The organism is Komagataeibacter europaeus, from assembly GCF_002173515.1.
In the GTDB taxonomy this organism is placed as follows: domain Bacteria; phylum Pseudomonadota; class Alphaproteobacteria; order Acetobacterales; family Acetobacteraceae; genus Komagataeibacter; species Komagataeibacter europaeus.
This window is the reverse complement of the sequence record NZ_CP021467.1, coordinates 2,112,120-2,124,563: the sequence shown is the minus strand read 5'-3', so window position 1 is coordinate 2,124,563 and position 12,444 is coordinate 2,112,120. Positions and strand designations below refer to the sequence as shown.

At 65.0% G+C, this 12,444-nt stretch carries 12 protein-coding genes; 3 read left to right on the top strand and 9 right to left on the bottom strand.

Going from position 1 to position 12,444, the window contains the following annotated elements:
• The first annotated feature begins 21 nt into the window (after positions 1–21).
• Both S101446_RS09785 and S101446_RS09780 read left to right on the top strand, forming a co-directional pair.
• Positions 22–1,839 carry a tetratricopeptide repeat protein gene (locus S101446_RS09785; RefSeq protein ID WP_087608264.1) on the top strand — a complete coding sequence of 606 codons (1,818 nt, stop codon included), beginning with the start codon at positions 22–24 and terminating at the stop codon, positions 1,837–1,839.
• Positions 1,839–2,765: a 4-(cytidine 5'-diphospho)-2-C-methyl-D-erythritol kinase gene (locus S101446_RS09780; protein ID WP_087608263.1), complete on the top strand. Its 927-nt coding sequence runs from the start codon at positions 1,839–1,841 to the stop codon at positions 2,763–2,765. Before S101446_RS09785 ends, S101446_RS09780 begins: the two co-directional genes overlap by 1 nt.
• A gap of 108 nt (positions 2,766–2,873) precedes the next feature.
• Here the strand turns inward: S101446_RS09780 and S101446_RS09775 are convergent, their stop codons facing one another.
• The 6 genes from S101446_RS09775 to S101446_RS09750 all read right to left on the bottom strand — a co-directional run bounded on the left by S101446_RS09775 (position 2,874) and on the right by S101446_RS09750 (position 8,557).
• Positions 2,874–3,860, bottom strand: coding sequence for an SDR family oxidoreductase (locus S101446_RS09775; RefSeq protein ID WP_019085044.1), 987 nt, complete (start codon positions 3,858–3,860; stop codon positions 2,874–2,876).
• A 140-nt stretch (positions 3,861–4,000) separates the two neighbouring features.
• Positions 4,001–4,579: a YqaA family protein gene (locus S101446_RS09770; RefSeq protein WP_087608262.1), complete on the bottom strand. Its 579-nt coding sequence runs from the start codon at positions 4,577–4,579 to the stop codon at positions 4,001–4,003.
• 39 nt (positions 4,580–4,618) lie between these two features.
• Positions 4,619–5,095 (bottom strand): OsmC family protein, encoded by a 477-nt coding sequence (locus S101446_RS09765; protein ID WP_087608261.1) that lies wholly within the window; start codon positions 5,093–5,095, stop codon positions 4,619–4,621.
• A gap of 40 nt (positions 5,096–5,135) precedes the next feature.
• Positions 5,136–6,722: an ATP-binding protein gene (locus S101446_RS09760; protein ID WP_048851868.1), complete on the bottom strand. Its 1,587-nt coding sequence runs from the start codon at positions 6,720–6,722 to the stop codon at positions 5,136–5,138.
• A 10-nt stretch (positions 6,723–6,732) separates the two neighbouring features.
• Positions 6,733–7,452, bottom strand: a complete 720-nt coding sequence (locus S101446_RS09755) for a response regulator (RefSeq protein WP_010509028.1) — start codon at positions 7,450–7,452, stop codon at positions 6,733–6,735.
• 82 nt (positions 7,453–7,534) lie between these two features.
• Positions 7,535–8,557 (bottom strand): cysteine synthase A, encoded by a 1,023-nt coding sequence (locus S101446_RS09750; RefSeq protein ID WP_087608260.1) that lies wholly within the window; start codon positions 8,555–8,557, stop codon positions 7,535–7,537.
• Positions 8,558–8,706: 149 nt separating this feature from the next.
• On the opposite strand from S101446_RS09750, the gene S101446_RS09745 reads away from it, so the two are divergent.
• The gene (locus S101446_RS09745) at positions 8,707–9,117 is read left to right on the top strand and encodes a rhodanese-like domain-containing protein (RefSeq protein ID WP_019085047.1); all 411 of its coding nucleotides are present in this window, start codon (positions 8,707–8,709) and stop codon (positions 9,115–9,117) included.
• A 37-nt stretch (positions 9,118–9,154) separates the two neighbouring features.
• On the opposite strand, the gene S101446_RS09740 is transcribed toward S101446_RS09745, so the two are convergent.
• From S101446_RS09740 to S101446_RS09730, 3 genes are all read right to left on the bottom strand, one after another.
• On the bottom strand, positions 9,155–10,048 hold the full coding sequence (locus S101446_RS09740) for a DUF2272 domain-containing protein (protein WP_087608259.1): 894 nt from the start codon (positions 10,046–10,048) through the stop codon (positions 9,155–9,157).
• Between the two features lie 143 nt (positions 10,049–10,191).
• Positions 10,192–10,548 (bottom strand): hypothetical protein, encoded by a 357-nt coding sequence (locus tag S101446_RS09735; protein WP_087608258.1) that lies wholly within the window; start codon positions 10,546–10,548, stop codon positions 10,192–10,194.
• A gap of 64 nt (positions 10,549–10,612) precedes the next feature.
• Positions 10,613–12,379, bottom strand: coding sequence for a Na+/H+ antiporter (locus S101446_RS09730; protein ID WP_010509038.1), 1,767 nt, complete (start codon positions 12,377–12,379; stop codon positions 10,613–10,615).
• Between the last annotated feature and the right edge of the window lie 65 nt (positions 12,380–12,444).

The following is a 12,444-nucleotide window of genomic DNA, read 5'->3' as shown; positions in this document are numbered from 1 at the left end:
CTCTTACCTCGTCTGTCACGCATGGTCGTGGCCTCCCTTGTTGTACCGCTCATCGCCGGGATTCCCAACCGCGAAATACACGCCGCCACCCCGGATGAAGCCATCATCCACGCGGGGCAGCAGGACCTGGCCACCAATCTGCTGGTCGGCAGCGTCGCCGCCAGCGAGGGCGATAACGCCAGCGCGGCGCAGGCCTTTGGCAATGCGGCGCGGCTGTCCCCCACATACCACCTGTTCAGTGAACGTGCGTTTTATTACAGCATTCTGGCAGGCCGGCCGGAGGCCGCAATCCTGGCGCGTAGCCAGACACCCGGCGTCATGTCCGCGCTGGTGCTGGGCAATGCCGCGGCCCTTGCGGGAAAATGGGACGAGGCGCTGACAAGCTACCAGGGCGCGCCCGCGGACCAGATCATGACCCTGCTGCGCCCGCTGCTGCGCGCATGGGCGCTGCAGGGCGCGGGCCGGACGGATGAAGCGCTGGCCGCGCTGGACACCGCCCGGCAGGATCGCACGCTGGGGGGATATTATACCCTCCATGCCGCCCTGGTGGCGCAGCTGTCGGGCCAGAAGATGCGGGCGGATACCCTGTTCCGGCAGGCCAGCAGCATGACGGGCGGGGACCTGTTCACCTCGCTGGTCATGGCGCGGTGGCTGGTGACGCAGGGGCGCATGGCGGATGCGCAGTCGCTGGTCAACCAGCGTATCGCGGGCATGCCGGTGCTGGAGGCGGCGCGCGCCAATATCATGGCCATGATCCAGCGCCCGGTCGTGACCCATGCAACGCAGGGACTGGCGCAGGCATACGGGCTGGTCGCCCTGCTGATCGACCAGCAGCTTTATACGCATGACGGTCCGGATGACGATCACCAGTCACCTGACATGGCGATGGAAACCGGCACCCTGCGCGGCACCGAGCAGATGATGCTGCGCATGGCGCTGATGCTGGACCCGGCGGATTCGGAAGCCCGGCTGCTGCTGTCTTCCATGCTGCATCTGCGCAAGCAGGACCGGCAGGCGCGTGAGGCACTGGATGGCGCACCGGCGGATGACCCGCTGCTGCCGGTCTACCGGACCGAACAGGCCGACCTTGATGTCGTGATGGGGCATAAGGAGCAGGCGGCGCAGGAACTGCGTGACCTGCTGCGGCAGGCCGCCGATGACCGCATGCTGTGGTTCAGCCTGGGCGATGCGTTGCTGGACCAGCAGAAATGGGCGGAAGCGCTGGATGCCTACCAGCATGCCGTGGCCCTGACGCCGCACCAGCTGGAAGGCGATGACTGGCGGCTGCTGTTCGGGCAGGCCATAGCACAGGAACGCCAGAACCACTGGCCACAGGCGCGCACGCTGCTGCAGCATGCCATCCAGCTTTCCCCCAACGAGGCCGAACTGCTGAACTACCTTGGATATTCCATGGTCGAACATGGCGGGGATCCCGTACAGGCGGAAACCTACCTGCGGCGTGCGCTGGCGCTGGCCCCGTCCGATAACCAGATCCGCGACAGCGTGGGCTGGGTGCTCATGCGGCTTGGCCATGTATCCGAAGGCCTGCCGCTGCTGGAACAGTCCGCCGAGCAGATGCCGCAGGACCCGGCCATCAATTACCACCTTGGCGTTGCGTACTGGATGGCGGGCCGCAGGCTGGAAGCGGTGAATGAATGGCAGAACGCCATCCAGTTCCAGCCCGATCCCATGGACCGGCGCAAGATCACGGCAGCCCTGGCCTATGCCAAGGCATGGCAGGCCAATGCGGCCCATCCTGGCGTGGCGCTTCCGGCTGACCTGCGGCCCGCGGTCCAGCCCGCGCCTTCCCCTTCACAGGCAAATGGAACCCACCACTGATGTCCCCGTTACGCGAACTGGCCCATGCAAAGATCAATCTCTACCTGCATGTCACGGGACGGCGTGATGACGGCTATCACCTGCTGGACAGTCTGGCCGTGTTTGCCGGCGCCGCCGATGAACTGCGGCTGGAACAGGGGGCGGGACGTGGCGGCCATGTCGGCCTGCGGATAGAGGGGACATTCGCCCCGGGGCTGCAGGATGACTGCGCCGATAACCTGATCGTACGCGCGGGCGCGCTCCTGCGCGCGCAAGTGGGGCCGGAAAGGGCGCATCGCCTGCCGGATGTGGACATCGTGCTGCGCAAGGAACTGCCCGTGGCATCGGGTATCGGTGGGGGATCGGCCGATGCGGCGGCGGCGCTGCGCCTGCTGCTGAAGGCATGGGGCCTGTCCATCTCCCGCAAGGACCTCATGGCACTGGCGACCCGTCTGGGGGCGGATGTGCCGGTGTGCCTGGACCAGATGCCTGCCCGGATGGAAGGAATCGGGGAAGAACTGACCCCGGCGCCCGCATTGCCCCCTTGTGGCATGATGCTGGTCAATTGCGGGCAGAGCGTATCCACCCCGCAGGTGTTCAAGTCACGCGCGCCGGGCTTCACGCCGCGTGCCGGCCTGTCCGCACGGTGGGATACGCTGGCGGACATGGTGCGTGACCTGTCGGCGCAGACCAACGACCTGCAGGACGCGGCCTGTGCCATCTGCCCTGAAATCACGACTGTGCTGGATGCCCTGCGCGCCGCCCCTGGCTGTCGCCTTGCACGGATGAGCGGGTCGGGCGCAACCTGTTTCGCCCTGTTCGACAGCCCGGAGGCGGCCCAGGCCGCTGTACCTGTGGTGCGTCAGGGAAAATGGTGGGTCTGGGCAGGCGACCTGTGCCGGACGGGGGCACGCCTGAAAGCCCCCACCGATTCGCTGCCTGCCTGAACAGGCGGAATACCCCGTAAATCATGAAAGCTTCAGGGAACGCCGCCTTTTTGGAAAAAGGCGGCACCCACAAACTTTTATTTTTTACAATAATTTCAGAAGCATGGCCTAATCCCGCCTGCGGCGCAGCGCCAGCAGCACGATGCCCATAAGGCCCGTCACGGTGGCCAGTTGCGCATGGCGGCTGGTCAGCAGCAGGGGCATGCCCTTGCGGGTGATCATGTCGAAACGGCCATGGGCGGCATAGGCCCCGGGAACGGTTTCATACAGGTCATCGGGTTCGTTGCCCGCAACCGGCGTCTTTTCCATCTGCTTCGCATAGCCCTTGCCCGACAGCCAGCGGTCCGACAGGCCGGGCAGGAAGGTCGCCAGCGCCCAGTTGCGCACGCCGGACAGGCCGACCCAGATGTCGCGTTCCCGGCCAAAGGCGGCGCGGCAGATCGCCTCGGCGGCGATTTCGGGCTCGTATACCGGCCCCATCGGCTTCAGGCGCTTGCCAGTATGGTTGCGCGTCCATGAAAAGCGCGGCGTGTTGATGGAGGGCAGGTGGACCAGCGCGATATGGATACGGTCCCCGTCATGCAGGATTTCGGGGCGGATGCTTTCGGAAAAGGCGCGTACGGCGGCCCGCGCCCCGTTTTCCACGGCCTGCAGCGGCGGCGGACGCAGGCTGGCCAGGCGGTCGAGGTTGACGATCGTGCCATGCCCGCGCCTGCGCATGCGTGTCAGTGCCGCCCGCGTGCCGTTGACGGTGCCAAGATAGGTCACTTCGGTCGCACGCCGGATTTCATCGGCATCAAGGGCCGCGACCTGCCCGGTCACGCTGGCGCCGGCACAGTTGATCCACAGGGTGATGGCGCCCAGCGTTTCCTCGATTTCCTCGGCGGCCTGATCGACGGCCTTGGCGTCGGCCACATCGACGCAGACGATATGGGTGCGAACATTGAGTTCACGCAGTTCGGCCGCCGCGTCATTCAGCCGGTCGCGGTTACGGCCCAGCAGGGCGACATCGCACCCCGCGCGGCCCAGCGTGCGTGCTGTGGCGCGGCCGATACCTGCGCCCGCTCCGGTAATGACGGCAACCTGCTGCGGCATGAATATGTTCCCCACCCGTTGGAATATAGGCCGCGCGGCTGGTGCTGGCCGCGCGGGTTCGGATCACGATGGATCCGTCATATCACGCCATGGCAGACCCGAACACCGCCACGCGGGCAGGGGAGGCGGCAGCCGATGCGTCATATGTATTTCAGCGCCACGATTCCCCCCACCAGCGCCAGCGCGAACAGGCCGGCCACCAGCGGCAGCCGACGTTCGATGAAGGCCTGGATCGGCGCGCCAAACCGGCGCAGCAGTGCCGCGAGCAGGAAAAACCGCGCCCCGCGCGTCACCGCGCAGGCCAGCAGGAAGGGAACGAGGGAAAGATGGGCCGCCCCACTGGCGATGGTGACGAATTTGAACGGGATGGGTGTCAGCCCCTTGATGAGGATAATCCATACCCCCCATTCGCGGAAGCGTTCCTGCAGGGCCAGCAATGTGTTCTGTGCATGATAGAATCGCACAATGGGCATCGCGAGGTATTCCAGCAGGAACGACCCGATGACCCATCCCAGCACCGCCCCGCATACGCTGGCGACGGTGCAGATGGCCGCAAGGCGGAAGGCGCGGGCCCGGCAGGCCAGCACCATCGGCACCAGCATGATGTCGGGCGGCAGCGGAAAGACGCTGGCCTCGGCAAAGGCGATGACAGCCAGCCATATGACGGCATGTCGGCTGGCGGCCAGGGCGATGATGCGGGCATACAGGCGATCAAGCATTATCGGGCAATGCCATTCCACCCGGCCTGCGGCAAGGACTTATTGCGCGCTGGTGACGCGGGGCTCACACAATACCGGGAAGCTGACCGAACGTGCGATGCAGCTGCGCATGGCAGCGTCCTGATGCAGGTCGATCACGGCCTGTATTTCATGTGGGGTGGACAGGGCGGCATGGGGACGCAGGATGACCTGCGTGATGGAAAAGGAACCATCCTCATATTCATCCAGCATGGCTTCGGCATGGTCGGCATAGGAAAGGATGCCGATTCCCATGGCGGTGCACAGGTGGATGAACCACAGCTGATGGTCGGCGCACAGGGCGCCCAGCAGCAGCTTTTCGGGGTTCCATTTCTGGGGATCCCCGCGAAACGCGGGTGAGGCGGACCCGTCAATGACCGGTCGCCCCGTGCAGTGCAGTTCGTAATCACGATGATGGGCCTGCCGGGAAGCCCTGTCATTTCCGCCGTTTCCGGTCCATAGAAGCGAGACCTGATAGCGGTGTGTTCTGTCCGGCATTGAACGTTATATCCTGAATTGTCCGTACGGGAATCGGACCTTAGCAGACAAGTGTGACTGTCACACGCAATCCGTGCGGCTGCCGGTTGCCCAGACGGATGTCACCACCCAGCCCCCATATGATATTGCGCGAAATCGACAGCCCCAGCCCCGTGCCCCCCGTTTCGCGGTTGCGACTCTGTTCGGCGCGGACGAAGGGGTCGAACATGCGTTCAAGGTCTTCGGTCGGCAGGCCGGGGCCGTCGTCCTCGATCAGGATGGTGACCTTATATTCCTCCGCGTCCTCCCCATTGCCCTTGATGGGATGAAGCAGGGTGATCCTTGCCCCCCCGCCATATTTCACCGCATTGGTCACAAGATTGTTCAGCGCGCGCTTGAGCGCCATGGGGCGCGCGCGCACCAGCACATCGGGCATGTTTTCCGATACGAACACGATCCGGTCCGCCGCGTCGATATGGGTTTCGGCGGCTTCATCCGCGATGGTCTGCAGCATGGCGGTCAGGTTGACCTGTCCCATCGGTTCGCGTTGCGAGGCATCGCGCCCGAAGGCCAGGGTGGCGGCGACCATGGCTTCAAGCTCATCAAGGTCGTTGAGCATCTTGGCGCGCATTTCATCGTCTTCAATGAATTCGGCCCGCAGCTTCAGCCGTGTAATGGGCGTGCGCAGGTCATGGCCGATCGCGGTCAGCATGAGCGTGCGGTCCATCAGGTAACGGCGGATGCGGTGCGCCATGGTGTTGAAGGCATGGGCGGCGCGGGCCACTTCGCGCGGGCCGTCTTCGGGCATGGGGGGAGCATTCATGTTGCGGCCCAGTTCCTCGGCCGCGGCGGCAAGGGTGCTGACCGGCGCGATCAGCCTGCGCACGCCCCACAGGATCAGCAGGCCGCCGGTGAAGGTCATGATGAGGAAGGCGATGGGAAAGGTGGGCGAGCGGAACAGGCTGGGCTGGGGCAGGATATAATGAATGGTGACCCAGCGCCGTTCGTCAGGCAGCAGGAAGGCCACGGCCCGCCTGCGTCCCGACGTGGGGGAGATCAGGACCTGCTCCGGGCGCATCGAGGGCGGCAGGGGCCCCATGCCCCCGTCGTTTTCAGGCCCGAAACCGTGGGGGCCGCCCGGTCCACCGGGACCACCCCTGTGGTCGGGCGGCCCGCCACCGCCGCCCCACGGACCGAAGAAGGGTATGGCCCCCATGTCATCGGGCCTGTGGCCGTTCCAGTCGCCGGGATGGCCCCCCGGCGGGTGCGGCGGAAGCGCGCGCGCGTTGATCATGTCCGGCTCGGGGCCGGGGGTCAGGGTAATATGCACGTTTTCGGGCAGGTGCAGGGCGGCCAGTTCCCTGTCACGGTCCGATGGCGCGGTTTCCACGATCGCGCGGTAGTAGCTGAACATCTTGCTACGCGTGCGCTCGTAGATCATGCGCTGGTCAAAGTCGAACCGGTCCATCGCATGGATGGTCAGGCCAATGATCTGGATGACCCCCAGCCCGCCAATCAGCAGCAGGGTGGTCCGTGCCGCCAGTGACTGTGGCAGCAGCCGCCTGCGCAGCCGCTGTCCCCAGCGGGGGGCTGCGTCTTCATCGGGAACAGGGGCGGAAAGGAAAGACTGCCGGGAAGAATGGGGCATTGCGGGCGGTTCAGTGACGCTCGACTTCTGATGCAAGGACATAGCCACCCCCGCGTACCGTCTTGATAAGCTGCGCGTTGCGCCCGTTATCTTCCAGCTTGCGGCGCAGGCGGCTTATGGCCACGTCGATCGCCCGGTCAAACGGGCCGGCCTGCCGCCCGCGCAGCAGGTCAAACAGCATGTCGCGGGTCATGACGCGGTTGGCCCGTTCCAGCAGGGCCAGAAGCAGGTCATATTCCCCGCCCGTCAACGGCACTTCCACCCCTTCGGGGTTGAGCAGCCGCCGCCGCCCGGTATCCAGTTCCCACCCGGCAAAGCGCAGCGTATGCAGCACCGGCACGCTGCGGGGGTCGGGGGTGTCGGATGCCCGGCGCAGCACGGCGCGGATACGGGCCAGCAGTTCACGCGGGTTGAACGGTTTGGGCACGTAATCATCGGCCCCGAGTTCAAGGCCGATGATCCGGTCGGTATCATCGCCCATGGCCGTCAGCATGACGATGGGCACATTGGCCTGCGTGCGCAGCCAGCGCGAGATGTCCAGCCCGCTTTCCCCCGGCAGCATGAGGTCGAGGATCACCAGCTGGTAGTGCCCTTCGGCCCAGCGGCGGCGCGCCTCGTGCCCATCGCGCGCGGTGGTGACACGCAGTTCGTTGCGTTCGAGGAAACGTGCCAGCAGGTCACGGATCTCGCGGTCATCATCAATGATCAGGATATGCGGCAGCGGGCTCATGTCGTGATCCTACATCACAAAAAAGGCGGGAACATCAGATGTTTCAATCCGTAGCAATTCCCGCCCCGTGCGGCGCGGCCCCTCAGGCCAGCCAGGCGGGAACCGGCAGGTCCTTGGCGCGCAGGAATTCGGGGTTGAACAGCTTGGACTGGTACCGCGCGCCCCCGTCACACAGGATGGTGACAATGCGGTGCCCCGGCCCCATGGCGCGGGCCACGCGGATGGCGGCGGCGATGTTGATGCCCGCCGAGCCACCGACCGACAGCCCCTCATGGATCAGCAGTTCATAGATCTGTTCCAGTGCTTCCGGGTCGGGAATGCGCACGGCGTCATCGAAGTGCAGGCCCTCCAGGTTGCCCGTCACTCGCGACTGCCCGATGCCTTCGGTAACGGATGACCCGCTGACCGACAGGTCGCCCGACTTGACCCAGCCATACAGGCCCGATCCCTCGGGGTCCGCCAGCACGACGCGCGGCCGGGCGACACCGGCCTTTTTCGCGCAGTCCTCCAGCCCCAGCGTGACACCGGCCAGCGTGCCGCCCGTCCCGCACGAACAGGTGAAGGCATCGATCCGGCCACCCGTCTGGTCCCAGATTTCGGGGGCCGTGGTGTGGCGGTGGCCTTCGCGGTTGGCGGTATTGTCAAACTGGTTGGCCCAGACGCCGCCGGTTTCCTCCGCCAGGCGGCGGGAGACATGGACATAGTTGCCCGGGTCACGGAACGGCTTGGCGGGGACCAGACGCAGGTCGGCGCCGATCATGCTCAGGAAGTCGATTTTCTCCCGGCTCTGCGTCTCGGGCATCACGATGACCGAGCGGTAGCCGCGCGCATTGGCCACCAGCGTCAGCCCGATGCCGGTATTGCCCGCCGTGCCTTCGACAATCGTGCCGCCGGGCTTCAGCGTGCCCCGGCGTTCGGCGTCGTTGATGATGGCGAGGGCCGCGCGGTCCTTGACCGAACCGCCGGGGTTCATGAATTCCGCCTTGCCGTAGATATCGCAGCCCGTTGCCTCCGATGCCCGTCGCAGGCGGATCAGGGGCGTATTGCCGATGGCAGCCGGCATGTCCGGTGAGAGGGAGGAGGCGGGATTTGCACTTTCGGCCATAAGGCAGCACCTTCACTGGTCTGGATCATATCATGCGGCACGGCGGCCAGACATGGCGGCCATGCCGGGCGTGTTGCATTCCTTACTATCAGGAATGCGTGCGGCTTGGCATATCCCTAAACAGGTTTTCCCGATGAAAGGAAACAGCGATGATTGACGATATTTCCCCCGCCGCCACGTGGGAGGCCGTGCGTGGCCGCCCCAACGCCTGGCTTGTTGACGTGCGCACGCCCATGGAATGGGAACACATCGGCGTGCCCGACCTGTCGGGTGCTGGCAAGGCGCTGGTGCGTGACAGCTGGCAGCTGCCGCCCGCGGGACAGGTCAACCCGGACTTCATCACCACGCTGGAAAAGGCGGGGATCGGCAAGACGGACGAGGTCTATTTCATCTGCCGTTCCGGCGCGCGCAGCATGGCGGCCGCGCATGCGGCGTATGATGCGGGCTATCACAATGTGCACAACGTGGCCGACGGGTTTGAAGGACCGGAAGACGCGACCGGCAGCCGTGGTCGCCTGGCCGGCTGGCAGGCATCCGAACTGCCGTGGTCACGCGGCTGATCACATACGTCCGCGTCACACCCGGCGGGTGTGATGGTTACTGGTCCGCCTGCGGTTCGCTATCGGCGTCATAGCGGACCTGCAGCACGACGCACCATGGATAGCGGGGATCGATGCTGCCGCCCTTGCCGTCGGCCAGTCGGCCATCACGTCCCACCGGAACGTGGGTCAGGGCGACCGCATCGTCTATGTTACCGCCGATGATGCTGATCTCATGGCCGAAAGGTGCATCGTCGTGCGGCCCCGCCACCACGATGCCGCAATGGGCGGGAAAGCCCTGTCTGGTGGGCAGGTCACGAAAGCGCACCGACTTGCTGGCCCCGCGCCCCACACAGATCAGGTCCCCCAGCCTGGGCGCATAACGGGCGGGATTGCGCGCCCTGACGCCCTTTTCCTGCCCGCTTGCCGCAGCGTTGATATAGGTGGCGTGGTTGGGGGAATAGGCAAAGCGGTCATTCGCCCCCGCCACCCGCATGACATAGGAAATGAACGCCGCCGACCAGGCGAAGCGGCCATCATGCACGAAATCGGTTATGTGGCCGTCCGCGTCATGCTTGCCATCCCATGCGATCTCGGTTTCCTGCGGGTCCTGGCCAATCCACCAGTATTCGCCCACGCGCTGCCACAGGCCGGGCGTGCGTTCGGGCTTGACCACCGGCGTGGTCGGTTCCGGGCGCAGCAGGGGATCATCATCACTGACCGGCTGCCCAAACAGCCGCCATTCACGCAGGGCGATGGCCACCACGTCCTGCCGGGTAAAGGGTTCATAATTGCGCGTGGCGAAATCCGGCACGTGGGTATTGACCGCCAGTGGCCCGGCCCCGGTGGCGTATTGCGCGACCGGCGTGGTCGCGCGCCGGGCACGCGGGCCCGGATCATGGGCACAGGCGGCAAGGCAGGCCAGGGAAAGAAGGGGGGCTAACTTGCGCAATATCGGCACTCCATTGCAGGCGGCGTGCCTATTCCATACGAGGTGGGCCGCCCCGGTGGAAGGGGGGCGGTGTCGCGGCGCGGTTGGTAATGAGGCGGAGACGGGCAGGTGTTGCGGGTCGCCCGGCCTATCCGCCACACCATTCAGTCATCGAACTTGTCGCCGGTATTTGAGCCATAACGGGTGCGCCATGCGCCTTCGGACACCATGCATTCGGCGTAAAAGTGGACATGGTTGCCGCCAGCCTTGGCCGTGGAGTTGCCTGTCGCACCTTTTGAAATGACACCCATCGCAGCCTTGGTCTCACATTTCTGCTCCGCGGCGGTGTAGTGGGGATCATGCTCATCCTCGGCAGCAACGTAGCCCCTGATCTGGCCATAAGGCGAATTCGCATGGATATGGCGCTGCGGCATGCTGAAATGGTGCGAACGGGCCTCGGCGCCGGGCGCCAGGATCGTGGCAAGGCATAGTCCCGCAAACAGGGTGCGCAGGGGGGGCATGGCAGGCTCTCCTGAAAGGTCATGCACGGTTGTGTCGTGGGTATAGGGACGCGGGCCGCCTGTGTCAGTGGGTCACGGCCCCGGCCATGCATTCACCTGTGGGCTGTATTGCGGTTTCGGGTTCCGCATGGGGCAGGCTGTCGGGGCGGGGCAGGGAGCGCGCCTCGATCTGGAGTTCCTGTTCAATGAAATCCAGTTCCTGGTTGATGGTCCATTCGGTTTCGTCATTGATGTGCTTCTGGACCACGCGCATGTGCAGGCGTTCGCGCATGTGCCGGATGATACGGAAGCGCAGCGCCAGTTCGGCACGTTTTTCCCGTATGGCCGTGGCGCGGATGCTGGCTTCCGCCGCGCGGGAATTGTCCAGCCTGTGTATGGTGTCCTGATATTCATGCAGCAGGCGGCCGATGGCCTCCTGTTTCAGATCCACCGATTCCTTGTGGTCGGGCAGTTCCTCGACTTCCTGCTGCGCCAGCGCCGCCTGTTCGGCATGCAGGGTCTCGAGAGCGGTCTGCGCCAGTTCGATGCGCATCATGTCCAGTTCATGCAGGGTGGGGTCTTCCTCATCCGTGTTCATGCCATGCAGCAGCGGCGGGATGGCAAGGCTGGCCAGCAGGAGCGAACAGATGATGACGCCCGCCGCCAGCGTCACCAGCAGGTCACGCCCCGGAAAGCCCGGCCCCGACAGGGACGCCACCGGCAGCGACAGCACGGCCGCCAGCGTAATGGCCCCGCGCGTGCCCGCCACCGTCATCAGCAGCACGGTGCGTATGGACGGGATGACGGTCTTGCGATGGCGGAAATGGGCGAAAAGCCGTCGCGCGGAAATGGAAATCCAGATCCATGCAAAGCGGATCAGGCTCATCATGAGCTGGATTCCACCGATGGCCAAGATCAGGAACCACGGCGACACGCCGCCCGCGCGCGCGATCGCGGCCCCCCCGTTGACCAGGTCGGGCAACTGCAGTCCCAGCAGCAGGAAGATCACGGCATTGAACGTGAAGTTCACCATGTCCCACACCGTGGTGGCCTTCAGGCGCGTCTCGGTCCGGGCCTCGTTCATTACGCCGGTGAACTTGACGGTCATGCCCCCCGCCACGGCGGCCAGTATGCCCGAGCACTGCAGCGCATCGGCAATCAGGTAAATGCCGAACGGCAGCATCATGGCCAGCGTGATATGGGTGGGCGGGTCGTCATACCCGCGCACCAGCAGCAGGTGTTCCGCCCGGCAGGCGGCCCATGCGCAGGCAATGCCGATTAGGATGCCGCCGGTGGACATGAAGATGAAGCTGCCCAGCGCCTGCTGGAAGGAAAACAGCCCGGTCATGGCCGCCGCCACGGCGAATTTGAAGCATACCAGCCCGGATGCGTCGTTCAGCAGCGCCTCCCCATGCAGGATATGCACCACGCGTGCTGGCGCCCGGCCGCCCTCGATCATGCTGCCGACCGATACCGCGTCGGTGGGGGACATGACGGCGGCAAGCGCGAAGGCCGCAGGCAGCATGATGGGCGGGATCAGCCAGTGGATGAAGTAACCACAGGCCAGCGTGGTAAACACCACCAGTCCCAGCGCCATCATGATGATGATGTTCCGCAGTTCACCAAATTCGCGCATCGGCATGCGGTAGGCATCGGCATACAGCAGCGGCGGGATGAACAGCAGCAGGAACATGTCGGGGTCAAAGCCGATATTCAGCCCCGCCAGGGCGGCAATGGCCCCCACCCCGATCTGGATCAGGGGCAGCGGCACGGGAATGCGCCCCACGCGTGAAATCAGGCTGCTGATCCCGGTGACGGTGAGTAATGCAAGGGTGATGAAAACGGCATGCATCTGCAGGGAGTCTTTTTTATATTTCTATTGTTATCTGCAAATACTTCATTTTCCTTTTAATTAAA

Excerpts from the sequence above, each read along its gene's own strand:
- S101446_RS09785 (WP_087608264.1), top strand. The coding sequence starts at position 22 with ATGGTCGTGGCCTCCCTTGTTGTACCGCTCATCGCCGGGATTCCCAAC.
- S101446_RS09765 (WP_087608261.1), bottom strand. The coding sequence starts at position 5,095 with ATGCCGGACAGAACACACCGCTATCAGGTCTCGCTTCTATGGACCGGA.
- S101446_RS09780 (WP_087608263.1), top strand. The coding sequence starts at position 1,839 with ATGTCCCCGTTACGCGAACTGGCCCATGCAAAGATCAATCTCTACCTG.
- S101446_RS09770 (WP_087608262.1), bottom strand. The coding sequence starts at position 4,579 with ATGCTTGATCGCCTGTATGCCCGCATCATCGCCCTGGCCGCCAGCCGA.
- S101446_RS09735 (WP_087608258.1), bottom strand. The coding sequence starts at position 10,548 with ATGCCCCCCCTGCGCACCCTGTTTGCGGGACTATGCCTTGCCACGATC.
- S101446_RS09750 (WP_087608260.1), bottom strand. The coding sequence starts at position 8,557 with ATGGCCGAAAGTGCAAATCCCGCCTCCTCCCTCTCACCGGACATGCCG.
- S101446_RS09755 (WP_010509028.1), bottom strand. The coding sequence starts at position 7,452 with ATGAGCCCGCTGCCGCATATCCTGATCATTGATGATGACCGCGAGATC.
- S101446_RS09745 (WP_019085047.1), top strand. The coding sequence starts at position 8,707 with ATGATTGACGATATTTCCCCCGCCGCCACGTGGGAGGCCGTGCGTGGC.
- S101446_RS09775 (WP_019085044.1), bottom strand. The coding sequence starts at position 3,860 with ATGCCGCAGCAGGTTGCCGTCATTACCGGAGCGGGCGCAGGTATCGGC.
- S101446_RS09760 (WP_048851868.1), bottom strand. The coding sequence starts at position 6,722 with ATGCCCCATTCTTCCCGGCAGTCTTTCCTTTCCGCCCCTGTTCCCGAT.
- S101446_RS09730 (WP_010509038.1), bottom strand. The coding sequence starts at position 12,379 with ATGCATGCCGTTTTCATCACCCTTGCATTACTCACCGTCACCGGGATC.